The organism is Embleya sp. NPDC008237 (genome assembly GCF_042956465.1).
Classification (GTDB): domain Bacteria; phylum Actinomycetota; class Actinomycetes; order Streptomycetales; family Streptomycetaceae; genus Embleya.
In genome coordinates this window covers 1-23,615 of record NZ_JBIBGL010000032.1, presented here as the reverse complement: position 1 = coordinate 23,615, position 23,615 = coordinate 1, and the positions used below count along the sequence as shown (strand labels likewise).

General features: G+C 70.1%; 19 protein-coding genes and 1 pseudogene. 9 read left to right on the top strand and 11 right to left on the bottom strand.

All coding sequences use genetic code 11. From position 1 onward, the window contains the following. Positions 1-1,224, top strand: coding sequence for a DegT/DnrJ/EryC1/StrS family aminotransferase (locus ACFZBU_RS45505; protein ID WP_391589714.1), 1,224 nt, complete (start codon positions 1-3; stop codon positions 1,222-1,224). A gap of 41 nt (positions 1,225-1,265) precedes the next feature. Here ACFZBU_RS45505 and ACFZBU_RS45500 read toward each other — a convergent pair whose 3' ends face one another. Continuing rightward, complete coding sequence (locus ACFZBU_RS45500) at positions 1,266-2,300, bottom strand: LacI family DNA-binding transcriptional regulator (RefSeq protein ID WP_391589713.1); 1,035 nt, start codon at positions 2,298-2,300, stop codon at positions 1,266-1,268. 219 nt (positions 2,301-2,519) lie between these two features. Here ACFZBU_RS45500 and rhaI point away from each other — a divergent pair, with 219 nt between their 5' ends. The 4 genes from rhaI (at position 2,520) to ACFZBU_RS45480 (ending at position 8,711) form a co-directional block, all read left to right on the top strand. Further along, positions 2,520-3,686 carry an L-rhamnose isomerase gene (gene rhaI / locus ACFZBU_RS45495; RefSeq protein WP_391589712.1) on the top strand — a complete coding sequence of 389 codons (1,167 nt, stop codon included), beginning with the start codon at positions 2,520-2,522 and terminating at the stop codon, positions 3,684-3,686. Between the two features lie 49 nt (positions 3,687-3,735). Continuing rightward, a complete protein-coding gene (locus ACFZBU_RS45490) occupies positions 3,736-5,787 on the top strand; it encodes a bifunctional aldolase/short-chain dehydrogenase (RefSeq protein WP_391589711.1) in 2,052 nt (683 codons plus the stop codon). 355 nt (positions 5,788-6,142) lie between these two features. Then, a complete protein-coding gene (locus tag ACFZBU_RS45485) occupies positions 6,143-7,393 on the top strand; it encodes an NAD(P)/FAD-dependent oxidoreductase (protein ID WP_391589710.1) in 1,251 nt (416 codons plus the stop codon). A 142-nt stretch (positions 7,394-7,535) separates the two neighbouring features. Beyond that, the gene (locus ACFZBU_RS45480; protein WP_391589709.1) at positions 7,536-8,711 is read left to right on the top strand and encodes a PP2C family protein-serine/threonine phosphatase; all 1,176 of its coding nucleotides are present in this window, start codon (positions 7,536-7,538) and stop codon (positions 8,709-8,711) included. Between the two features lie 19 nt (positions 8,712-8,730). On the opposite strand, the gene ACFZBU_RS45475 is transcribed toward ACFZBU_RS45480, so the two are convergent. Beyond that, the gene (locus ACFZBU_RS45475) at positions 8,731-9,603 is read right to left on the bottom strand and encodes a helix-turn-helix transcriptional regulator (protein WP_391589708.1); all 873 of its coding nucleotides are present in this window, start codon (positions 9,601-9,603) and stop codon (positions 8,731-8,733) included. A gap of 144 nt (positions 9,604-9,747) precedes the next feature. Between ACFZBU_RS45475 and ACFZBU_RS45470 the strand changes: the two genes are divergently transcribed. After that, a complete protein-coding gene (locus ACFZBU_RS45470) occupies positions 9,748-10,527 on the top strand; it encodes an NAD(P)H-dependent oxidoreductase (protein WP_391589707.1) in 780 nt (259 codons plus the stop codon). A gap of 129 nt (positions 10,528-10,656) precedes the next feature. Here ACFZBU_RS45470 and ACFZBU_RS45465 read toward each other — a convergent pair whose 3' ends face one another. From ACFZBU_RS45465 to ACFZBU_RS45455, 3 genes are all read right to left on the bottom strand, one after another. After that, positions 10,657-11,532 carry a hypothetical protein gene (locus ACFZBU_RS45465; RefSeq protein ID WP_391589706.1) on the bottom strand — a complete coding sequence of 292 codons (876 nt, stop codon included), beginning with the start codon at positions 11,530-11,532 and terminating at the stop codon, positions 10,657-10,659. A gap of 10 nt (positions 11,533-11,542) precedes the next feature. Next, positions 11,543-12,106 carry a papain-like cysteine protease family protein gene (locus tag ACFZBU_RS45460; protein ID WP_391589705.1) on the bottom strand — a complete coding sequence of 188 codons (564 nt, stop codon included), beginning with the start codon at positions 12,104-12,106 and terminating at the stop codon, positions 11,543-11,545. A 359-nt stretch (positions 12,107-12,465) separates the two neighbouring features. Beyond that, positions 12,466-12,924 (bottom strand): cupin domain-containing protein, encoded by a 459-nt coding sequence (locus tag ACFZBU_RS45455; RefSeq protein ID WP_391589704.1) that lies wholly within the window; start codon positions 12,922-12,924, stop codon positions 12,466-12,468. A 302-nt stretch (positions 12,925-13,226) separates the two neighbouring features. Between ACFZBU_RS45455 and ACFZBU_RS45450 the strand changes: the two genes are divergently transcribed. Then, positions 13,227-13,748, top strand: a complete 522-nt coding sequence (locus ACFZBU_RS45450) for an AAA family ATPase (RefSeq protein ID WP_391589703.1) — start codon at positions 13,227-13,229, stop codon at positions 13,746-13,748. Positions 13,749-13,883: 135 nt separating this feature from the next. On the opposite strand, the gene ACFZBU_RS45445 is transcribed toward ACFZBU_RS45450, so the two are convergent. The 5 genes from ACFZBU_RS45445 to ACFZBU_RS45425 all read right to left on the bottom strand — a co-directional run bounded on the left by ACFZBU_RS45445 (position 13,884) and on the right by ACFZBU_RS45425 (position 21,212). After that, entirely contained in the window at positions 13,884-15,338 is a 1,455-nt protein-coding gene (locus ACFZBU_RS45445) for an alkaline phosphatase PhoX (protein WP_391589702.1), read from the bottom strand. A 346-nt stretch (positions 15,339-15,684) separates the two neighbouring features. Continuing rightward, positions 15,685-17,373 carry an NPCBM/NEW2 domain-containing protein gene (locus ACFZBU_RS45440; protein ID WP_391589701.1) on the bottom strand — a complete coding sequence of 563 codons (1,689 nt, stop codon included), beginning with the start codon at positions 17,371-17,373 and terminating at the stop codon, positions 15,685-15,687. A 66-nt stretch (positions 17,374-17,439) separates the two neighbouring features. Beyond that, on the bottom strand, positions 17,440-18,480 hold the full coding sequence (locus ACFZBU_RS45435) for an ABC transporter permease (protein WP_391589700.1): 1,041 nt from the start codon (positions 18,478-18,480) through the stop codon (positions 17,440-17,442). Then, the gene (locus tag ACFZBU_RS45430; protein WP_391589699.1) at positions 18,477-20,024 is read right to left on the bottom strand and encodes a sugar ABC transporter ATP-binding protein; all 1,548 of its coding nucleotides are present in this window, start codon (positions 20,022-20,024) and stop codon (positions 18,477-18,479) included. Before ACFZBU_RS45430 ends, ACFZBU_RS45435 begins: the two co-directional genes overlap by 4 nt. 129 nt (positions 20,025-20,153) lie before the next feature. Further along, positions 20,154-21,212 carry a substrate-binding domain-containing protein gene (locus ACFZBU_RS45425; protein WP_391589698.1) on the bottom strand — a complete coding sequence of 353 codons (1,059 nt, stop codon included), beginning with the start codon at positions 21,210-21,212 and terminating at the stop codon, positions 20,154-20,156. A gap of 507 nt (positions 21,213-21,719) precedes the next feature. Here ACFZBU_RS45425 and ACFZBU_RS45420 point away from each other — a divergent pair. Together ACFZBU_RS45420 and ACFZBU_RS45415 are read left to right on the top strand one after the other, a co-directional pair. Continuing rightward, positions 21,720-22,475, top strand: a complete 756-nt coding sequence (locus tag ACFZBU_RS45420) for a DeoR/GlpR family DNA-binding transcription regulator (RefSeq protein WP_391589697.1) — start codon at positions 21,720-21,722, stop codon at positions 22,473-22,475. 170 nt (positions 22,476-22,645) lie between these two features. Continuing rightward, complete coding sequence (locus ACFZBU_RS45415; protein WP_391589696.1) at positions 22,646-23,164, top strand: pyridoxamine 5'-phosphate oxidase family protein; 519 nt, start codon at positions 22,646-22,648, stop codon at positions 23,162-23,164. Positions 23,165-23,198: 34 nt separating this feature from the next. On the opposite strand, the pseudogene ACFZBU_RS45410 reads toward ACFZBU_RS45415, so the two are convergent. Continuing rightward, a pseudogene (locus tag ACFZBU_RS45410) lies at positions 23,199-23,615 on the bottom strand (phospholipid carrier-dependent glycosyltransferase); the annotation flags it as partial.

Sequence of the window (23,615 nt, the reverse complement as noted above, 5' to 3'; positions counted from 1 at the left end):
ATGAGTGAGCAACAGCGCGTCGTCTACGCGAGCGCCGTCTACGACCAGGACGAAGTCGACGCCGTGATGGCGGTTCTGACGCAGGGTCAGGACGGCCTGCGGATCGGCCCCAACGTCGCCGAGATGGAACGCCGCGTGGCCGACCTGTTCGGCAAGCGCCACGGGGTGATGGTCGGTTCCGGCTCCGCCGCGCTGTTCCTCGCCCTGGAGCTCCTCGACCTGCCCGTCGGCTCGGAGGTGATCACCTCGCCGCTGACCTTCTCCACCGACCTGTCCTGCCTGCTGCGCGCCGGCATGGTGCCGGTCTTCGTGGACGTCGAACCCGACACCTTCCAGATCGACGTCACCAGGATCGAGGCGATGATCGGCGAGCAAACCCGCGCCATCCTCGTGCCCAACCTCGCCGGCAACGCGCCCGACTGGGACGCCATCCGCGCCATCGCCGACCGACACGACCTCAAGGTGATCGAGGACTCCTGCGACGCGGTCGGCGCGACCCTGCGCGGCACGCCCACCGGCGCCCGCTCCGACATCTCGGTCACCAGCTTCTCGCTGTCGCACATCATCACCGCCGCCGGCACCGGCGGCATGGTCATGCTCGACGACGACGCCCTGCGCGACCGCTGCCTGACCCTGCGCGGTTGGGGCCGCCGCTCGGAAGTGCAGCTGTTCGGCTCCAAGGCCGGCTCTCGGGACTTCCGGACCGACCTGGACGGCATCAGCTACGACAACATGTTCATCTTCGACGAGGCCGGCTGGAACTTCCTGCCCACCGAACTGTGCGCGGCCTTCGGCGTCCAGCAGGTCAAGAAGCTCGACCGCAACCACGAACGCCGGCAGCACAACTTCACCCGCTTCTCCGAGGTGCTGCGCCGCCACCCGAAGCACTTCACGCCGCCTCGCCAGACCGAGGACCTGAACACTGCGTGGTTGTCGTACTGCTTCCTGGTCAAGCCCGACGCGGGGTTCGGCCGCAGCGACCTCCAGCAGTATCTGGAGCGCCACGGCATCGACACCCGCGTCGTGTGGACCGGCAACGCCGCCCGCCAGCCCTTCATGAAGAAGGCGACCTTCCGGCAGCCCGCCGACGGTCTCCCGGGCGCGGACCAGGTGATGGAGTACGGGATGCTGATCTCCTGCAACCACGGCCTCACCGACGACATGATCGACCACGTCGCCGCCCGGATCGACGCGTTCATTCGGCAACTGGACACGGGTTCCTGAGCGTTCGCCCGTGGACCGGCGGTCTCCGGCCCGACCGCCGGTCAGTCGGCGACGAGGGTCGCGCGGCGGCTGGAGTCGCGGACGACCAGTTCCGGCCGCAGCACGATGCGCCGGTGGATGTGTTCGTCGTCGGTGGTGGCGTCGGTCTCGGCGAGCAGCAACTCGGCGGCCGTGCGGCCGATGCGCGCCGCGGGCTGGCGTACCGAGGACAGCGGGACGGCGGCCGCCGCCGCGAACTCGATGTCGTCGTAGCCGACCAGGGCGATGTCGTGGGGCACCCGCACGCCGGCGGCGTACAGGGATTGCAGCACGCCGAGAGCCAGCAGGTCGTTTGCGCAGAACACCGCCGTCGGGCGCGGTGACATGCCCAGGAGCCGGGCCCCGGCGTCCCGACCCGCGGCCACGTCCGGGCGGTGCGATTCGATCGACGTCAGCGCGTCGTCGGCGAGCCCGCTCTCGCGGATGGCATCGAGGCCGCCGGCGAAGCGGTCGCGGACCTGGGCGAGGTGCGGGGGACCGCCGACGTAGGCGATTTGCCGGTGCCCGGAGGAGACCAGGTGGCGAACCGCCATGGCCCCGCCGAGGACGTCGTCGACCGAGACGGAACAGCCTTGATCGGCGGGCAGGGAGCGGTCGACCAGCACGAACGGGATGCCCCTGGCCCGCAGGAGTTCGACGGTCCGTTCACTGGTGTCCGCGGGGGTCACCAGTACGCCGCGGACCCGCTGTTCGGCGAAGAGCGACAGATAGTCGGTCTCCTCGTCCCTGCTGCCCGCGCTGTTGCAGACCATGACGCCCAGACCGACCTCGCGCAGCGCGCGTTCGGCACCCTTGGCCACCTCGGCGAAGAACGGGTTGGCCAGGTCCAGGACGAGCATGGCGACGATGCGGCTGCGTCCGGCGCGGAGCTGACGCGCGGTCTCGCTGCGGACGTACCCCAACTGCGCGATGGCCGCGCGCACTCGGTCCCGGGTGTCGTCGGAGACGAGTTCGGGGTTGTTGATGACGTTCGATACGGTCCCGACGGAGACCCCGGCCAGACGCGCGACGTCCTTGATACCCGCTTTGCCGCTCACGGGCCCGCCTTCCGCATCGTTTCAAGTCGTTGTTCGGGTCCTTCCCCGGCTCTTCGTTCATGGTAGATGCAGGCCCGACCGGCACCGTGCGACCGGCCCCGGCGGCCTCTCGCCGCCGGCGACGCGCCCGTTGACAGCGGCCTGATCGGTGGATAGCTTACGCGAAATTGAAACGTTTCAGTCGGGTTGTTTCAGGGCTGCTCACCAGATGGAGTCGAGATGGCATCCACGACCGCGGTGCGGGCCGCGCTGAAGTCGCAGCGGATCGAGACGCCCTCGTGGGCGTACGGGAACTCCGGGACACGCTTCAAGGTGTTCGCGCAGCAGGGGGTGCCGCGGGATCCCTTCGAGAAGGTGGCCGACGCGGCCCGGGTGCACGCCTTCACCGGCATCGCCCCCTCGGTGTCGCTGCACATTCCCTGGGACAGGGTCGACGACTACGCGGCGCTGGCCGAGCACGCCGACGCCCACGGGGTGACCGTCGGGGCGATCAACAGCAACGTGTTCCAGGACGACGACTACATGCTGGGGTCGGTGACCAACCCGGACCCGCGCATCCGCCGCAAGGCGACCGATCACCTGCTGGCGTGCGTCGACGTGATGGACGCGACGGGCTCCCGGGACCTGAAGCTGTGGTTCTCGGACGGCACGAACTACCCGGGCCAGGACGACATCCGAGCGCGTCAGGACCGGTTGGCGGAGGCCCTGGCGCAGGTGTACGCGCGGTTGGGCGGCGACCAGCGGATGATCCTGGAGTACAAGTTCTTCGAGCCCGCGTTCTACACGACCGATGTGCCGGACTGGGGCACGGCCTACGCGCACTGCCTCAAGTTGGGGGAGCGGGCCAAGGTCGTCGTCGACACCGGTCACCACGCGCCGGGCACGAACATCGAGTTCATCGTCGCGCTGCTGCTGCGCGAGGACAGACTCGGCGCGTTCGACTTCAACTCGCGCTTCTACGCGGACGACGACCTGATGGTGGGGGCGGCCGACCCGTTCCAGCTGTTTCGCATCATGCACGAGGTGGTGCGCGGCGGCGGGCTCGACGCGGGCACCGAGGTCGCGTTCATGCTCGACCAGTGCCACAACATCGAGCCGAGGATCCCCGGCCAGATCCGCTCGGTGATGAACGTCCAGGAAGCGACCGCCAAGGCGCTGCTCGTGGACGCCGAGGCGCTGGAGGCCGCACAGCGGGCCGGCGACGTGCTCGGCGCGAACGCGGTGCTGATGGACGCCTACAACACCGACGTACGCCCGCTGCTCGCCGACCTGCGCGGTGAACTGGGCCTGGCGCCGGACCCGATGGCCGCCTACGCGGCATCCGGCCACGCCGAGCGCATCCGCGCCGAGCGGGTCGGCGGTGCCCAGGCCGGTTGGGGCGCCTGACCCCCGCGATCGACCGACCACCTCCGTATCGACCCAAGGGACACACCTCATGAAGCCACCGACGAACCCGGCGGTGGAGGCACTGCTGAACCGCTCCCACGCCCTGGGCGCCGACCCCCGCAACACCAACTACGGCGGGGGCAACACCTCGGCCAAGGGCACCGCACTCGACCCGGTCACCGGCCACCCGGTCGAACTGATGTGGGTCAAGGGCTCGGGCGGCGACCTGGGCACCCTCACCGAGGGCGGCCTGGCCGTCCTGCGCCTGGACCGGTTGCGCGCGCTGGTCGACGTCTACCCGGGCGTCGATCGCGAGGACGAGATGGTCGCCGCGTTCGACTACTGCGCGCACGGCACCGGCGGCGCCGCGCCCTCGATCGACACCGCGATGCACGGCCTGCTCGACACCGCGCACGTGGACCACCTGCACCCCGACTCCGGGATCGCGCTCGCCACCGCGGCGGACGGCGAGAAACTGACCGCCGAGTGCTTCGGCGACACGGTGGTGTGGGTGCCGTGGCGGCGCCCCGGCTTCCAACTGGGCCTGGACATCGCGGCGATCAAGGCGGCCCGACCACAGGCGATCGGCTGTGTCCTCGGCGGCCACGGCATCACCGCCTGGGGTGACACCTCCGAGGAGTGCCGGGCCAATTCGCTGCACATCATCCGCACCGCCGAGGCGTTCATCGCGCAGCGGTTCGACGCCGCCCGGCACCCGTTCGGGGAACCGCTGCCGCAGCACGCGCCGCTCCCCGAGCCGCGGCGTCGGGCCCGCGCCGCGGAACTCGCGCCGCTGCTGCGCCGGGCGGCCTCCACCGATCGGCCGCAGGTGGGGCACTTCACCGACACCGACGTGGTGCTGGACTTCCTCGCCCGATCGGAACACCCGCGGCTCGCCGCTCTGGGCACCTCGTGCCCGGACCACTTCCTGCGCACCAAGGTGCGTCCGCTCGTCCTGGACACCGCGCCCGAGGCGCCGCTCGAGGAGGTGACCGCCCGCCTGCGCGAACTGCACGCGTCTTATCGTGAGGAGTACGCCGCCTACTACGCCCGTCACGCCGGCGAGGATTCGCCCGCGATGCGCGGCGCGGACCCGGCGATCGTGCTGGTGCCCGGCATCGGGATGTTCTCCTACGGCAAGGACAAGCAGACCGCCCGGGTGGCGGGCGAGTTCTATGTGAACGCGATCAACGTGATGCGCGGCGCGGAGACGGTCTCGACCTATGCCCCGATCGAGGAGGCCGAGAAGTTCCGCATCGAATACTGGGCACTCGAAGAGGCCAAGCTCGCCCGACTGCCCGAGCCGAAGCCGCTTGCCGGCCGGGTGGCCCTGGTCACCGGTGCCGGCTCCGGTATCGGCAAGGCCATCGCGCACCGACTGGCCGCCGAGGGCGCGTGCGTGGTGGTCGCGGACCTGAACGCCGGGAACGCCGCGGCCGTCGCCGCGGAACTCGGCGGCGCGGACCGGGCGCTGGCGGTGACCGTGGACGTGACCGACGAGGACCGGATCAAGGCCGCGTTCGCCGAGGCCGCCCTCGCCTACGGCGGTGTCGACCTGGTCGTCAACAACGCCGGCATCTCGATCTCCAAGCCGCTGTTGGAGACCACCGCCCGTGACTGGGACCTCCAGCACGACATCATGGCCCGCGGCTCGTTCCTGGTCTCGCGCGAGGCCGCCCGACTGATGATCGACCAGCAACTCGGCGGCGACATCGTCTACATCGCCTCCAAGAACGCCGTGTTCGCGGGGCCGAACAACATCGCCTACAGCGCCACCAAGGCCGACCAGGCCCACCAGGTACGCCTGTTGGCCGCCGAACTCGGCGAGCACGGCATCCGCGTCAACGGCGTCAACCCGGACGGCGTCGTCCGCGGATCCGGCATCTTCGCCGCCGGCTGGGGCGCACGGCGCGCCGCCGTCTACGGCGTCGAAGAGGACAAGCTCGGCGAGTTCTACGCCCAACGCACCCTGCTCAAGCGCGAAGTGCTCCCCGAACACGTCGCCAACGCGGTCTTCGCCCTGACCGGAGGCGATCTCTCGCACACCACGGGGCTGCTCATCCCGGTGGACGCCGGAGTCGCCGCGGCCTTCCTGCGCTGAGTCGCAGTCGCACCGGCGGCACGGACGGCCGGCGCGGGGGTTGCCCGGCGAGTGGGTCCGCCCGGAAGCCGCACGGCAACCGCCGGGCCAACCCGGGTGCAGCCACACGGCAACCGCCGGGCCCACCCGGGCTCCCTTCGCGGGACGCGGGTGGTGCCCCGGTCGCGACGGCCGGCCCGGGCACCGGCGAACAGTCACAGCTGCGGCGACGAACGATCGGCCGACACACCGGGGAACGCGGCAACCGCCGACGGAACGGGGGCTGTCGACGACGATGGCCTGACCAGGCGTGACGCCGGCGGAGAGCGAATCGCCGTCCGCCCGCGGGCCGCTTCAACGCTGCAGAGGAGAGAACATGGCCGCGAACCCGGCATTCGTGATCGTCGGAGCCGGCCTGGCCGGTGCCAAGGCGGCACAGACGCTCCGCGAAGAGGCCTTCGACGGCCCGATCGTGTTGCTCGGAGCGGAGCAGGAGCGCCCCTACGAAAGGCCGCCGCTCTCGAAGGGTTATCTGCTGGGCAGGGACGAGCGTGACAGCGTCTACGTTCATCCCCCCGAGTGGTACGCCGAGCACGACGTCGACCTGCGCCTGGGCGTCACCGCCACCGCCGTCGACCCGGCCGGACACGAGGTGACGCTCGTCGACGGCAGCCGCATCGGCTACACGAAGCTGCTCCTGACCACCGGCTCCGCACCGCGCCGTCTGACCGTGCCCGGGGGCGACCTCGTCGGCGTGCACTACCTGCGCCGACTCGCCGACAGCGACCGGATCAAGGAAGCCTTCGGGTCCGCATCCCGGGTCGTGGTGATCGGCGCCGGCTGGATCGGTCTGGAGACAGCGGCCGCCGCCCGCGCGGCCGGCGTGGAGGTGACCCTGCTGGAGGTGGCGGAGCTGCCGCTGCTGCGGGTACTGGGCCGTGAGGTCGCCCGGACCTTCGCCGACCTGCACGCCGATCACGGGGTCGACCTGCGCTTCGGTGTCCAGGTCGCCGAGATCACCGGTACCGGCGGACGGGTGAACGGTGTGCTGACGACCGACGGCAGCCGCATCGACGCCGACGCGGTCATCGTCGGGGTCGGCATCACCCCCGACACCCGACTTGCCGAGGCCGCCGGCCTGGAGGTCGACAACGGCATCCGCGTCGACGCGCACCTGTGCACCTCGCACCCGGACGTCCACGCCGCCGGGGACGTCGCCAACGCCTTCCACCCGCTGCTCGGCAAGCACATCCGGGTCGAGCACTGGGCCAACGCCGTCAACCAGCCCCAGGTCGCGGCCAAGGCGATGCTCGGTCGGGACGTGACCTACGACCGCGTTCCGTACTTCTTCACCGACCAGTACGACCTGGGCATGGAGTACACCGGCCACGTCGAACCCGGCGGCTACGACCGAGTCGTCTTCCGCGGCCGGCGGGACACCCGCGAGTTCATCGCCTTCTGGCTCGCCGAGGGCCGCGTACTGGCGGGCATGAACGTCAACGTCTGGGACGTCACCGACCCGATCCGCGCCCTCGTCACCTCCGGCCGAGCAGTCGACGCAGGCGAACTCGCCGATGTGGACGTTCCCCTCGCCGACCTTTCGGGGCGCTCCGACGCGACCGGCTGACGTGGCGAGGGCCGGTCCGGAGCGGTCTCGACGGGCTGCGTGGCGGGGCGCGCGGGCCGGGTCGGCCGTGCACTGTCGCGACCCGGCGGAGCCGAACGGGCGATGAGTGGAACGCCCGGCTTCGGGGGGCCAAGCTGTATGTATGCGGTCACTCCTGCGCTCGGCTCCCGGAACGGGAGCCGGCGGTCACAGCCGGCTCCTGGTCACACTCGCACAGTGTGTGCCGTTCGCGATCGCACTTCTGGTGGTCGCGATCGAGTTCTCGCCCGCGCACATTCTGTACACCGGCCCGCTGCTGACCGCGACGCCGGCACTGGCCGCGGTCACGATGGGCCCCAAGGGGACGATCTCGGCGGCGGCTGTCGCTCTGGCCGTCAGTGTGAGCACCGCGACGTACAACGAGGCATGGGGCAGCCGGCAGGTCTACACGAACTTCCTGGCCATTCTTCTGGTGTCCGCCGCCAGCGTCACGACCAGTGCGTTCATGCATGCGCGCAGGCGGACCGAACTCGACCAGGTCCGCCGGATCGCCGTGGCGGCACAGCGGGTCCTGCTCCGGCCGGTGCCCGCCCGATTGGGTCCGGTGCGGACCGCGAGCATGTACCTCGCGGCGGAGAGCGGCGCGCAGATCGGGGGTGACCTGTACGAGGCCGTGCAGACGCGGTACGGGGTCCGGATGATCATCGGGGACGTCCGGGGCAAGGGGCTGCCCGCCGTGCGCTCGGCCGCGGCGGTGCTGGGCGCCTTCCGGGAAGCCGTGCACTACGAGGACGACCTGGTGGAGGTCGTGGCCCACTGCGCGGCCGCGCTGCGCCGGGAAAGCGCCATGCCGCGGGGGATCGGTCGGGACGACGAGGAGGAGCGGGCGGAGTCGTTCGTCACCGTGCTCGTTGCCCAGGTACCCGACACGCTCGTGGTCGAGTTGGTCAACCGCGGCCACCCACCGCCGCTGCTGCTGCGCCGGGGCACGGTTCGCGCCCTGACGCCCGCCTCACCACTTCCGCCCCTCGGCCTGGAGGACTTGATCACCGGTCCTCCCGGCGAGACGGAGACCTATGTGTTCGTCCCCGGCGACCGGCTGCTGCTGCACACCGACGGCGTGCTCGAGGCACGCAACCGCGACAACGACTTCTTCGCCCTGCCCGAGGCCATGCAAGCGGCGCCCGCCTGCACCCCGCCGGAGTTCCTGGAACACCTTCACCAGGGGTTGATCCGCCACACCCAGGGGCGACTGGCGGACGATGTGGCGATGCTTCTCGCCGAGCGGCTCGGCGGGCGGACCGGCGCCACATCGGCGGCGCGGAGCGTTGCGCGATGACGCCGCCCGCACGGAACCACTATGCGAGCGCTTCCCCGGCACGCCGAGGCACGGCACCGGGCGCCGCGGAGCCCGACGCGGGATCGAAGACAGGACCCAGGCCCGCGAGCAGGCGCAGCCCGTCCTCGGTGGGGCTGCCGGGGGCCGCGGACAGCACGAGCAGCTCCATGCCGGACTCGTCGGGTAGCGCGAAGTTCTCCTGGTGCAGTTCCAGCAGTCCGACCAGCGGGTGCCGGTACGCCTTGCGTCCGTGGGTGCGGGCACGCACGTCCGCGCGGGCCCAGAGGCGGCGGAAGCGTTCGCTGCCCATGGCCAACTCGCCGATGAGCGAGGCCAGGCGGGGGTCGTCGGGGTATTTGCCGGCGGCCAGGCGCAGGTGCCCGACCACGTCGAGGGTGCATGTCTCCCAGTCCGCGTACAGGCCGCGCTCGGCCTCCTCGAGGAAGATGTGCCGGGCGGTGTTCAGGCCCGGCAGCGGCCGGCCGTAGAGGAGCCCGGCGAGGTGGTTCCCGGCGAGCACGTCCAGCCGGTGGTCCATGACCAGCGCGGGTGCGTCGGCGACCAGGTCGAGGACGCGCAGCAGCTCCGGCCGGACCCGCCCGCCCGGTGCCTTCGCGCGGCGGCGGCGCTGCCGGGCGAGCCGCTCCAGGTGTCCGCGTTCGGTCTCGTCGAGGCCGAGGACGCGGGCGAGTGCGTCGAGGACCTGCTCGGAGGGCTGGGTCGCGCGGCCCTGCTCCAGGCGTACGTAGTAGTCGACGCTGACTCCGGACAGGTGCGCGACCTCTTCGCGGCGCAGCCCTGCGACGCGGCGGCGGCTGTCCGTGGGGATGCCGACGGTCGCCGGGTCGACCCGGGAACGCCGGGTCCGCAGGAAGCCCGCAAGATCGTCCATGTCCTCAGTATGGCCTCGGGGGTGCTTCTCGAGGGTGGTCCTGTCGTTACCAGGAAGTCCCGTCCGATGGAAGAAGCGCCCCTGAACGACGCGGCCTCGGTGGCGGAGCATCCATGGCGACACACCTCGTCGAAGGGAACAGCCATGAAGACACTCGTCGTCCACGCCCACCCCGAGCCGCGTTCGCTGAACGGCTCACTGAAGGACCTCGCGGTGTCCACGCTCGAAGCCGCCGGGCACGAGGTGCGGGTGAGCGACCTGTACGCGATGAACTGGAAGGCGGTGGTGGACGCGGCGGACTTCGGCGAGCACGCCACGAACCCGCTGCAGGTGGTGCCGAGTTCGGGCCGGGCCTACGAGGCCGGTGCGCTCACGCCGGATGTGGCGGCCGAGCAGGAGAAGCTGCTGTGGGCCGACACGGTGATCTTCCAGTTCCCGATGTGGTGGTACACGATGCCGGCGATTCTCAAGGGTTGGGTGGACCGGGTGTTCTCCTTCCGCTTCGCGTACGGCGTCGGAGTGCACGACGAGACCCGGTACGGCGAGCGTTTCGGCGAGGGCACGCTGCTGGGACGGCGGGCGATGCTGTCGGTGACCGTCGGGGGTCCGGAGTCCCACTACACCGATCGCGGGATCAACGGCCCGATCGAGGACCTGCTGTTCCCGATCCACCACGGGATCCTGTACTACCCGGGCCTCGAGGTGCTGCCGCCGTTCGTGCTGCACGGCGCCGACCGGATCACCGACGACGACTTCGAGGACGTCGCGAAGGCGTGGAAGGAGCGGCTGCTGTCGCTGGAGACGACCGAGCCGATCGCGTTCCGGCGGCAGAACTTCGGTGACTACGAGATCCCGTCACTGCGGTTGAAGCAGGGCCTGGAAGTGCCGGGCCGCAAGGGTTTCGGCCTGCACGTGCGGGATTAGGGGTCGGCGCGCACGGGACGCCCCCTTCGCCGACGACCCGGCCGGCCGTATCTCGCCGGGACGAGGCGGGCTTCGCCCCGCCCCTGGACGGCTGACGGGGGGCGGGGCGAGGGGTGCGCGGGGTCGGGTTCAGGCGGTGTTCGAGCGCCGACGTCGGTGGAGGGCGAGGGCCCCGCCCGCGAGGGCGAGTGCCGCGCCGGAACCGGCGAGCAGCGGGGTGGAGGACGACGCCTCGTCCGCCTTCTGTCGGGGGCCGTAGCCGCTGGAGTACCCCTTCGTGTCGTACTCCGAGCCGAGCAGCTTGTCGGCGTAGCGGGCCTTGACCAGCTTCTGGTAGTCGCCGAGCGACACCGATGCCTGGCCGCCCAGCCCCGCCCGGGCCTGATCGTTGAGCGGCTCGACGGTGGTGAGCTTGAGCTGGTACCAGCCGCGGATTTGCGGCTCGGTGAACACCAGGGTGCCCGCCGTGGCTTTGCCGGCGTACGCGGCGTCGCCGTCGCCGTCGCGCACGGCTGCCAGATGCCAGCCGCCGCCCTGCGTGGGGCTGAGCATGACGGTGGCGTTGCGACCGTTGACGGTCGCGTTCAGCGAAGAGACCAGGTATACGAGCTTGACTGCCTCGGTGGGCAGTGGTGGGACGGTGCCCGCGACGAAACCGGGGGTGATCTCGTTCAGTGCCACCGGGTCTTTGATCGTGAAGACCGGGAGGCCCTGGCACGGCTCGGACGTATCGGGGAGCGTTTGCACCGATCCGGCGGCGCCGGCGGGCACCGGAGTGCTCAGGAATCGGCAGACTGCGTCGCGGACGGCGGTGGACTTCACCGCGTCGAGGGCGGCCTGATAGTCGGGAATGTCGGCGGGCAGCGGGTCCTTGGCCGGGGCCGCGTGGGCCGGGCCGGCGACGGACAGCAGTGCGGATGCGGTCAGTGCGAGGACGATGGACAGGCGGGAAAGGCGAGAGCCCGCGTGTGTGCCGGCCGGTGTGGTGTCGCTGGTGTCGCGCATGTCGCCTGCCTTAGCGGGAGATGCCGATGCGGGAGTGGGTCCACTTCGACGAACTGTTGCTCACGTAGTCGGCGTAGTTCCACCACGTGTAGGTGGCGGTGTCCGGCCAGGGGTCGGCCACGGCGATGGTGTTGCGCGACGTGTCGAAGCCGTAGACCACGTTCATGTGGCCACCACCGGATGTCCACCCGATGCGGGCACCGACCGGCCGGGCCGCCTTGACCTCGGTGTACACCTGGTTGAACGTGGCCGCGCTGTTCAGACCCGAGCCGGGATGGGTCAGGCCGAGGCTGCTCCAGCCCCTGGCCATGTCGTCGAGCGTGGCGGGCTGGTTGTTGCAGCCGTAGTAGGGCTGGGCGCGGTCGCAGAAGTCCGTCTGTGTGGAGCCCAAGCCGTGGAACTTGGCGATGGTCAGGCCGGAGGCGGCCCAGCACCACTGGGACTTCTCCTGCTTGTACATGCCGATGCTGTCCTGACCCGCTTCCGCGTGAGCCGTACCTCCCGCGACCGCGAGCAAACCCGCGGCGGCCAGCGCGATGGCCGACGACGCGGTTCCGTAGCTGAATCTGCCCATATTCCTGCCTTCCCATAACGAGACGAGCGGGGCGATCTGGCACGGATATGACAGCGCATCACGGCGCAGCTGCATAGGGGAATTGCGAGAATTCGCCCCTATTGCCTAGTTGTCCGATATTCGATAACGTGCCCGCCGGTGCCGGTGGCGGCTGCGGCGATGTGCTCGAACACCCGCGTTTCCCCGGCGAGTTGCCCGAATCGGAGGCGAGCTGGAACTGCCTTGCGGTGGCCGGCGGTTGCGCACCCGCGTCCGGCCCGCTCCGCGACGGGTGTCCCATCCTCGGGGGGCTGTCGAGAGGATGGGCCGGGGAACCGAGTGGGGGCCGGCGAACCCCGCGCTCGCCGGCCCGTCTCGCGTCAGCGCGCGGGTGTGTCTTCGAGTCGGTACAACTCCGGGACGGAGATCTTGATCGGTTCCTGAGTGGTTCGGGCGATCACGACGACCACCGGCTCGTTCGGGTCGGGGTTCTCCTCGCGGTGGGGGACGAACGGGGGGACATGGAGGAAGTCGCCCGGGCCGGCTTCGATGCGTACCTCCCCGGTGCCGTCGTGGTAGAAGTACAAGGGGTGTCCGCTGACCACGTAGACCCCCGCCTCCGAGTCGCCGTGGTGGTGGTTGTCCGTCGCGCTCGACGGCGGATTCACCACCAGGCCCATCCAGAGCTTCCTCGAGCCGACCGTGCCACCGCTGATGACGGCGGCGGGCCCGTCCGGTCCGGCGGCCTCGCCGGCTCGGATGTGGCGGAGGCGGTCGCCTCCGAGTGCCGCGCGGTCGTCTCCACACGCGCTCTCGACGTCGTTTACCGGATCGCTCATCGTTACCCTCCTGATGGTCTGCAACGGCCGATAAGGCCATGCCTCAGGCTGCGCCCGACCCCACGGATATGGCAACTATCGTTGCTGTATCGGCAAAGCACTGGTCGTCCGGTCCCGGGTCGGCAGCGGTGTGGGTCCGGGTGTTCAGGGGGCCGGTGTGGGGTACTCGGCGAGCCGTTCCCGGAGTTCGCGGTGACGGAATCGCCAACGCGGTTCCCGAGACGCGCAGAAGCCCGGCCGACGACACAGACATGCGACGGTGCTCCGGCGGGGACGGAAGACAGGCCCTATTGTCGGATGCCATGATCGTATGGCTCAACGGCACCCATGGCGCAGGCAAGACGACGACCAGTGCGCTCGTGCAGCAACTGATCCCGAATTCACGGGTGTTCGATGCCGAGAAGGTCGGCGAGACACTCATGGACATCACGCCGGGGCTGCCCGAGACGGACAACTTCCAGCACTGGCCGCCGTGGCGGCAACTCGTCGTCGAGACCGCCCACCGCGTGCTCGACTACACCGGCGGCACCCTGGTGATGCCCATGACCGTCCTGGTCGAGCGGTATTGGCGCGAGATGAGTTCGGGGCTCGCCCGACATGCCATCCCGGTAAGGCACTTCGTCCTGCACGCCGATCAGGAGACCCTTCGCGGGCGGATCGAAGGGGACGCCCTGCTCGGTCCCTCCCCATTCCGTTTCGCATACCTGGAGCCCTATGCCGAGGCGGCCCGCACGTGGCTTCACCGTGAGGCCGAGGTTGTCGACACCACGCACCTCACGCCGGCTCAGGCCGCCCGGCGGATCGCGGAGGCCGTGAAGAGTTGAGCCGCGCCCGCCGTTCGCGGTGAACGTCCCGAGGCGGCTCGTTCGGTCGGCCGTACGGACGAGTGCACAGGCCCGGGTCGCGTCCGGACCCGGCGTCCCCTCTCGCCGGGTCCGGGTGTGCGCCGTGGAGTCCCGTCAGAAACCCGCGCGGTGCCAGGGGCCCCAGATGGCGATGCTCATACCCAGCTTGGACTGGATGTTGACGTACAGGGTGTGCCCGTCCGGACCGAAGGTCGCGCCCGCGAACTCGGCGCCCGAGTCGCCGGCGACCGGTTCCATCCTCGACAGGTCGAAGATGCGGCCGTCCGCGGTCAGGCCGCGCAGGAAGTTGTCCCCGTCGCCGTCTTCGCACAGGACGAGCGTGCCGCGCGGGCTGACGGTGATGTTGTCCGGGAGGTCGAGCCTGGTCGCGGTCGGCGATTCGTACACGAGCCGAAGGCGCCGCGTGACGGTGTTGTACGCCCACACCTGTCCACGCCCGTCGCCGAACCCGTCGGGCGCCGCTTCGCCGGGCGCGGTCGCGCCGCCCTGGGTGGAGACGAAATAGACGACTCCGCGCTGGTGGTACGCGCCTTCGAGCCGCGAGAAGAGCGCCGCGCCCCGGGCCCGGCCCTGGTTCCCGACGGCCTGGATGGCCTGATCGTTGGTGGTGCCCGGGGCGAACGTGGGGTCGGGGTCGTCGATGTCGACCCAGGTCACGTCGTACGCCGCACCGGGACGCTGCGTCGCCGACAGGTCCAGCCCGGGACGTCCCCGCACCGCGAGCATCTGGAGCCGGCCGCCGTCGCGCAACCGGCCGCCGACCCAGGGGCTGACGGGGGGCAGGTAGCGGTAGAAGCCGGACGCGAAGCCGAAGTTGTCCTCGGTGAGGTAGACCGCGCCGCTGATCGGGTCGAACGCCGCCGACTCGTGGGCGAACCGGCCGGCGCTGCGGATCGGCACCCGCGTCGAGACGCCGTCGGTCGGCACCTCGAACAGATAGCCGTGCTTTTGCGTGAGCTTCCGGTTGTCGGCGCCGGTGAAGTCGTTGCCGACGTCGGGACCGTTGACGGTCTCCTCGCAGGAGAGCCACGATCCCCATGGCATGGGACCGCCCGAGCAGTTCATCTGGGTGCCGTTGAGGCTGACGTACGACGTCTCCACGATGCCGTACCGGTCCACTACGACGGTGGTGGTGCCGCCGCCCGTCGCCGGGTCGTAGGCCCGCGCCGCGTCGCCGAACGCGCCCACCGGGCCGTTGACTTCATGGTTGCGGATGAGAACGGTCGTGCCGCGACGGCCGCGGAAGGCGGCCATGCCGTCGTGCTTGCCGGGGGTCGGTCCGCCGTCGGTGAGCGGGGAACCGGCCGGGGTGAAGGAGCGGTAGTGGAAGCCCTCGGGCAGGTGCAGCCGCACCACGCCGTCGCGTTCGTCCGGGACGGGTGTCAGCGGGCCGTATCCGCCGGTTCCGGGACGTCCCCGGTCGGCGCTCGGTGCAGCGGATCTCGGGGCGGCGTGCGCGGCGCCCGCGACGAGGCCTTGGAAGGGCCCGCCGACGGCGGCGCCGGCCGCGACCACCGCGCCGCGGGACAGGAATCGACGACGGTCCACAGGCGTACAACCTCCTTGACGGCCCGTCAGGCGGGCCGGATGCGCGACCGAACGCCGAAACGCTACTCGCGTAGAGCAGGTGCCGCCAGCCCCTCGGAGACGTTTCCGTCGACGACCGCGCACGACTTCGTGCCACCGTGCACGAGCTCGTCACGGGGGGTTCCACCCATGACCGCAGCGGAGACCGCGTCCGGCACGCGTGCCACCCCGCGCCGACGAGGCGGTCGTCGAACACGCGGGCCGCGCCGCCCGGTACCGCGCCCCGGCCCGAACTGCGAGCCCGTGCGGGGGATTCACCCACACGGGCTCGCTGCGGCCGGTTTGTCGGGGCCGGGTCGTCGGCGGGTCAGTTGCAGGTGAGCCTGGGGGTCGCCCAATCGGCGTGATCGTGGTCGATGCCGTTGCCGCCGTCGGTGACGACGAGGGTCAGCGTGCGGCCTCCGGTCAGGTCGGCGTCGAGTCTCCTGGCCGCGTCCGACGTGGTCATCACGCCGCTGTCCGCCACCTTCGTGGTGTCCCGGTAGATCCGGAAGGCGACCGCCCCGATCGAGGCGCTCTCGTCGTCGACGCCCACGTCCACGGTCAGGCGGGTACACCGGGCATCGAGGTGGTAGGTGATGCTGCCGGCGGCGTGCGCGCCGAGGCCCTTGGCGTACACGGTGCCGTTGATCGTCAGGGCCCGGCCGTCGCCGGCCGCCCGCTCACCGTTGCTGCGGTCCTTCTCCACCGGACCCCAGCCGTTGACCATGCCCGTCCAGGGCACGTCGGACAGGTGGGACGTGCCCGAGGGAGGCAGCGGGAGCGGACCGGGCGTGATCCGGTACGCGACGGTGGCGTGGGAGGGTACGGAGGCACTGATCGTGCCGGTCGTGTTCGTGGAGACGGCCTTGGTCCACAGGTCCTTCAGCCGATAGGGGCCGCGGTTGCCGATGCCCAGGGCGTCCGTGGTGGTGGAGACGGTGGCGGTGGTCCAGGTCTCGTTGGTCAGCGAGACGGCCCGGTCCCCGTTCGCCAACTCCTTGACCATGACCACCAGACCTCCGCTGTTCGCGACCACCGTGCCCTGCTTGCCCAGCGGGTCCTGGTCGACGGCGATCACATCGGCGTTGGCGAGGATCCCGAAGGTCTCGGGGCTCGCCGTGCGCAGATCGGTCCCGATCAACAGCGGCGCGGACATCATCGACCAGAGCGTGAAGTGGGTGCGGTACTCGGCCGCGGTCATGCCGCCGTTGCCGACCTCCAGCATGTCCGGGTCGTTCCAGTGACCGGGGCCGGCGTACGGGGCGAGCGGTTGGTTCCGGTGGGCGATGTCGAGCATCGAATACCAGTTGTCCGAGATGTCGCCCGTGGTGCGCCACAGGTGACCGATCGGGGCCGCCCACTCCCAGGGCTTGCTCTCGCCCCAATCGCAGAGGGAGAAGACGATGGGCCGGCCGGTGTCGCGCAGGGCGTTCGCCATGTCGGTGTAGCGTTTCCTGGCGTCCACGCCCTGGTTGTTGCAGTTGTCGTACTTGAGGTAGTCGACGCCGAAGGAGGCGAACAGGTTCGCGTCCTGGCGCTCGTGGCCGAGCCCGCCGGGGAATCCGGCGGGGTTGCAGGTCTTGGTGCCGGCGCTGGTGTAGATGCCGAACTTGAGGCCCTTGCCGTGCACGTAGTCCGCGACGGCCTTGATGCCGTGGGGGAAGCGGACCGGATCGGCGACCAGATTCCCTGAGCCGTCCCGGTTCGGTAGGGCCCAGCAGTCGTCGAGGTTGACGTACTGGTAACCGGCGGCCTTGAGCCCCTTCGACACGAAGAGGTCGGCGATGCCCTTGATCATCGTCTCGTTGAAATCGGCCCGGCAGTGGGTCGAGTTCCAGTTGTTGAACCCCATCGGGGGGAGCGCCGCCTGACCGTCGGGTGCCGCGGCGGCCGACGGGGCGGCGGCGACGGACGCACCGGCCAGGGCGACCGTGCCCACCGTCGGGAGCAGGAGTGGCAGCGCGGTGAGGGTGGCCGCGAGGCGGCGGGCGAGGATGGTTCGTACCGTATGCACGGACGGCTCCAGAGCTCGGGATGTGGTGACGTCGATGGTCGAGGTCCGTCGGGTGAACGCCGCTTTCTACGTGGGCAATCCGACGGCGCGTTCCCCGTTGCGTCGTTGTTGGATGACGACGGCGACGACGAGCAGTGCCCCCTGGGCGACGTTTTGCCAGAAGGAGTTGACGCCGACGACGTTGAGGCCGTTTTCGAGGGCGCCGAGCAGGAAGACGGCGAGGAGGGTGCCGCCGATGCCGCCCTTGCCGCCCTTGAGGGCGCAACCGCCCAGTGCGGCGGCGGTGATGGCCTTGAGTTCCAGGCCCTCGCTGCCGGAGGTGGGCTGGCCGGAGCCGGTGCGGGCGGTGAGGATGACGCCGGCGATGGCCGCCACGACGCCGGCGAGGGCGTACACGGCCACGAGGTACTTGTTGATGTCGATGCCGGCGAGGCGGGCGGCGGTGTCGTTGCCGCCGATGGCGTAGATGTTGCGGCCGATGTCGGTGTACTTGAGCAGGATGTGCACGGCGACGGCGACCACGAACAACGTCCAGATCTGGACGGACAGTCCGAGGATCTTGCCGCGTGCCACGAAGATGAAGAAGTCGTCGCCGAGGACGTAGCCCTGTGCACGGCCGCCGGCCAGCAGTTGGGCGACACCCTTGTACGCGGCGAGGGTGGCCAGGGTGGCGATGACGGGGTTGACCCGCCCGTACACGATGACGATGCCGTTGACCACACCCGCCGCGATGCCGACACCGATGGCGGCGAGAACGCCGAGGGCCGCGTTGCCGTCGGTCGAGGTGAACGCCATGGCACTGACGACGGACGCGATGCCCGCCTGCGAGCCGACGGAGATGTCGAGCGCTCCGCAGATGATCACGACGGTCTGGACGACCGCGAGGAGGCCGGTCACCGCGACCGTGTCGCCGATCACGGTCATGTTCGCGGTGGTGAGATAGCCGTCGTCGAGCCAGGCGAAGGTGCCGACGACGACCACGAGCGCACCGATGAGGCTGGTGTTCTGCGCGCCGACGGCCGTGACGACGCGGCGGGGCAACGCCCGGGCATGGGCGCCGGCGGTGGTGGTGGGCAGCGGTGGCGGCGCGTTGGTCGTGGTGGTCATGACGGGTTCCCCCGGGTCGGTTCGGCGAGGTCGGATGCCATGGCGAGGGCGAGGATGCCCTCCTCGTCCGCGTCCGCGCGGTCGAGTTCGCCGGTGATCCTGCCGTTTTGCATCACGACGATCCGATCCGCGAGACCGAGCACCTCGGGCAGTTCGGAGGAGATGACCAGGATGGCGACGCCGGTTCCGGCCAACTCGTCGATGAGGCGGTAGATTTCCGCCTTTGCGCCGATGTCGATGCCGCGGGTGGGTTCGTCCAGGATCAGGATCTTGGGTCGGCGGGCGAGCCAGCGGGCGAGGACGACCTTTTGCTGGTTGCCGCCCGACAACTTGCGCACCTCGTGGTCGATCGACGGGGTGCGCACTTCCAGGCGGTCGACGAACTCCTGGGCCAGGCGTCGTTCGCGACGCGAGCCGACGAATCGAAAGCGACGCAGGTGGTCCAGGACGGCGACGCTGATGTTGTGACGAACCGAGCCGGTCATGAACAACGCCTGGGCCTTGCGTTCCTCGGGCGCGTAGCCGATGCCCGCCCGAACGGCGTCCCGGGGGATGCGCAGCCGCAGCGGCCGGCCCTCGACGCGCACCTCGCCGGAGCGGATCGGCAGATCCCCCACCAGGGCGGCGGCCAGTTCGGAACGTCCGGCGCCGACCAGGCCGGCCAGGGCGACGACCTCGCCCGCGTGTACGTCCAGGTGCACGTTCGACACGTGGTCGGTGGTGAGATCGTGTACGTCGAGGACGACCCGATCACCGGCGCTGCGCCTGCGTGCGAACAGCGCCGACAGGTCGCGCCCGACCATGAGTCGCACGACCTCGCCTTCGTCGGCCTGCGCGGCGTCGCGTACACCGGCAAGCTCGCCGTCGCGCAACACCGCGATGCGATCGGCGAGGCGGAAGATCTCCTGCATGCGGTGCGAGACGTAGATGATGGCGAGGCCCCGGTCGCGAAGTCGCCGGATGAGGTCGAAGAGCGCCTCCACCTCGTGTTCGGACAGCGACGAGGTCGGTTCGTCGAAGGCCAGGACGGCGGCCTCGGTGGTGAGGGCGCGCAGGATCTCCACGAGCTGGCGTTGCGCGGGCGAGAGTCGGGAGCCGAGGGTCTCGGGGGCGATGGCGTGTGCGAATCCCAAACGTTCGAGGTCGGAGCGCATGCGCCGATACAACGTGCCTCGATCGAGCATGCGGCCCGCCCGGTGCGGCAGCGCGCCGATGTAGACGTTCTCGGCCACGCTGACGTGCGGGACGATTTCGGGCTCCTGCGCGATCACGCGGATCCCGTGCCTGCGCGCGTCGGCGGGGCTGTGCAGTTCGCGGGGTGTGCCGGCGACGAGGATCCGGCCGCGGCCGGGTCGATGGTCGCCGTTGACGATCTTGATGAGGGTCGACTTGCCGGCGCCGTTCTCCCCCATGAGCGCGGTGACGGTGCCGCGGGGGAAGTCCAGCGTGATGCCGCGCAGGGCGTGGACTCCGGCGAAGTCCTTGTGGATGTTCTCGACGGCGAGCGCGGGGCCGGGGGGATCGAGAGGTGGGCTTTTCGTCATGGCTGGACCTCGGGGGCGTTTCGGGAGGTCGCGGCGGCCCATCCGGGCGCCGGGTCGCCGCGACTCGTGCCGGGCGGTGCCGTCGGTGCCGACGGCGGGCGGTTCGACACGGCCGCGGGCCGGGCCGGGTCACGTGCACTCGAGGCCGGATTGTTGCCAGTTCGAGGGGTCGACCATCTTCGTGGTCGCGAACGCCTCGGCGGGGAAGGGTTTGCCGTTCCTGAGCCGATCGACCATGGTCTGCACGGCGAGACCGCCGACCTCGCGGCCGTTGATGAACAACGCGGCCTTCATCCCGCTCGGCTTGCCGGAACCCCAGTCCTTGCACGCCAGATAGCCGCCCAGTCCGACGCCGATCACGTCGGCCGCCCCATAGCCGCCGTTCTGCAGCGCGGTGACCGCGCCGCTCACGTTCTCGTCGTTGCAGCCCCACACGATCCAGTGCTTCACCGATCGGTTGCCGCTCATCGTGGCCGCCGTCTTGTTCTGGGCGTCGGGCGGCGTGTTGTCGGTGCCGACCTTGAGGACCTTGACCTCCGTGCCGGACGCCTGTTCGAACGCCTCGTGGGCGGCGTCGACCCGGTCGGTGCAGACCGTCACGTCCTGCTTCCAGGCGGCGATGATCGCGGTGTCGGCGGCAGTCCAGCCCGCCTTCTCGAATTCCTCGGCCGCACGTCGACCCACCTGGGTGCCCATCTGGGGGCCGCTGAAGCCCACACGCGGGACCAGCTTGTCCTTGGCGCATCTGGTCGGGTCGGCCCCGCCGACACAGATCTGGTCGTCGGACGCGAGAATCGGTGCGCCGCCACCGGCGGCGATGTCGACGACCTGCGGCCCCACCGCGGGGTCGGGTACGACGATCACGACACCGTTGTACTTCTGTGCCACCGCCGCCTGGACCTCGCTGACGGCTTTGTTGGTGTCGTTGCCGAGATTCACGACCTTGAGGTCGACACCGAGTTCCTTGGCCTTCGCGCGGGCGCCGTCCGCCTCGTCCACGAAGTACTGCTGGTCTCCCTGCTTCTGCAGATATGCGATCTTGATGGTGCCGGATAAGGAAGCGGGTGCGCCCGAAGGTGCCTTGGACCCGCCTTCGTCCTTGCCGGACGAACAGGCCGTGAGCGCCACGGCGAATGCGAACGCCGCCACCATCGCGGCCCTGCGCCGGGTGCGTCTGCGGTGCGTCATGGTCAGCCCCTGTGAAAGTCGGCGGTCCGGGAGGGCCGCGTGTGCTCGATGGTCGATGCGTCGACGCGCCCGGCCCTCGTGTTCGCTCCCGTCGACGGAAGCGCCCCGCCAACGGAAGTGCTCCGACCTGCGGAAATGCTCCGACCTGCGAAAGCGCTCCGACCTGCGGAAGGACGGGATTTGCGCATCGGGATCTCCTTGCGCACGGGAAAAGGTCGATCTTGGAATCGAACGTCGATCTTGAAATCGAACATGGATGCGCGGTATTCACTCGCAATGCGACTCACATATCTAGCAGTTTCAACATTAACCAACAAGACTCGCTTTGGTAAAACTCCTGCCGCAGCGCCTTCTTCCGGGTAGGAAGGGCCGTGCAGGATAAGGATCTTTCCCGACGGCGAGGAACCCGCGCGGGAATCGAACACTGCCGTGTTGGAATATGTTGATTAGCTACGGGCGAGAGGATCGGGAATGCTGGCACGTCAGCGACAAAACACGATCTTGGAAATGATCGCCGCTCAGGGGTCCGTCCGTGTCGCGACGCTGGTGCGGAAATTCGGGGTCTCGGACATGACCATTCGACGCGATCTCGAGGTGCTGGCCGGGCAGGGTCTGATCGCCAAGGTGCACGGTGGAGCCACCTTGCGGGACGGCGGTTCGACCGAGGAGCCGGGGTTCGTGACCAAGTCCGGGCTCCAAGCCGCGGAGAAGGAGGCGATCGCCCGGCGTGCGGCGGCGATGGTCGCGCCGAACAGCGCCATCGCACTGTCCGCCGGGACGACGACATGGACACTGGCCCGGCAACTCGTCGACGTCCCCGGGCTGACGGTGGTCACCAACTCGATTCCGGTCGCGGACGTGTTCCACCAATCCGGCCGCTCCGACCAGACCGTGGTGATCGTCGGCGGCATGCGCACACCGTCGGACGCGCTGGTGGGTCCCGTCGCGGTCGCGGCGCTACGGAGTCTCAACGTCGACATGCTCATGCTGGGCGTCCACGGCATCAGCCCACGTGTCGGATTCACCACCCCCAACCTGCTGGAGGCGGAGACCAATCACGCCCTCGTGCGAGCCGCCCGTCGCTTGGTCGTGGTCGCCGACCACACCAAGTGGGGCCTGATCGGGATCAGCACGATCGCCCGACTCGGCGACGCGGACGCGCTGATCACGGACACGGGGCTGCCCCGGGAGGCGCGTGAGCAACTGGGCGAGCACATCGAAGAACTCGTCGTGGTCGATCCCGTCGGTCCGGCCGTCCTCTGACGGTGTATCACCGCTCGGACTCCGCTCGCGGTGCGTGCCGCCCGACGGGCACGGTGTGTATCGGCTCCTTCCATCGGGTGAAGAACGCGCGCCCACCGATGAGTTTCCCGGGGAAGCGCGGTCTCATCATGTGCAGACCTCCACCGACCGACTCCCCGAAGGACGCCTTGATGTCGAAGCACGAACCCCGTACCGATCTCGACGCCCGCTACAGCGACCCCGCGGCCGTCGCCACCCCGTGGTCGGAGGCCGTCACCCGGCTCGCGACCGCCCCGGTGTACTGGCTGACCACGGTGCGGCCCGAGGGACGGCCGCACGTCACCCCGCTGTTGGGTGTCTGGCTCGACGACGCGTTGCACTTCTGTACGGGCGCCGAGGAGCGCAAGGCGCGCAACCTCGCCGCCAACGCGAACTGCGTCCTGACCACCGGCAACAACGCCCTGCACGAGGGCCTGGACCTGGTCGTCGAGGGCGAGGCGGCGCTGCTGACCGACCACACGCGGCTGAGCCGGCTGGCCGACGCGTACCAGGGCAAGTACGGCCCGGAGTGGCACTTCGACGTGCGCGACGGAGCCTTCCAGGGCAGGGACGGCAACCGGGCCGTGGTCTACCGCGTCGCGCCGACGACCGTCTTCGGCTTCGGCAAGGGCACCTACACCCAGACCCGGTGGCGCTTCGACGCCGCCTGACCCGAGACCGCGCCGGGCGCGGCCGTGTTCCGGCTCAGATCCAGGTGCCGAACCACATGCGGTCCAGCCATGCACTTCGACTGATCGTCTCGCCGGCGAGGATCGGGTAGAAGTACAGGAAGTTCCAGGCGATCAGCGCGATGATCGCGACCACTGCGGCGGTGCCCCACCCGCGTCGCGGCTCGCCGGCACCGGGCGGGCCGAGCAGTGCGCCGAGCATCATGGTCACCGCCAGGCACAGGAACGGGACGAAGGCGACGGCATAGAACAGGAAGATCGTGCGATCCTGGAAGGCCAGCCAGGGCAGGTAGGCGGCGGCCAGGCCGCACAGGATGGCGCCCGCGCGCCAGTCGCGGCGGCCGGCCCAGCGGAACAGCAGGTAGCCGACCGCGATCACGCCGGTCCACCACAGCAGCGGCGTCCCGATGCCCAACACGGTCTGGTAGCAGTC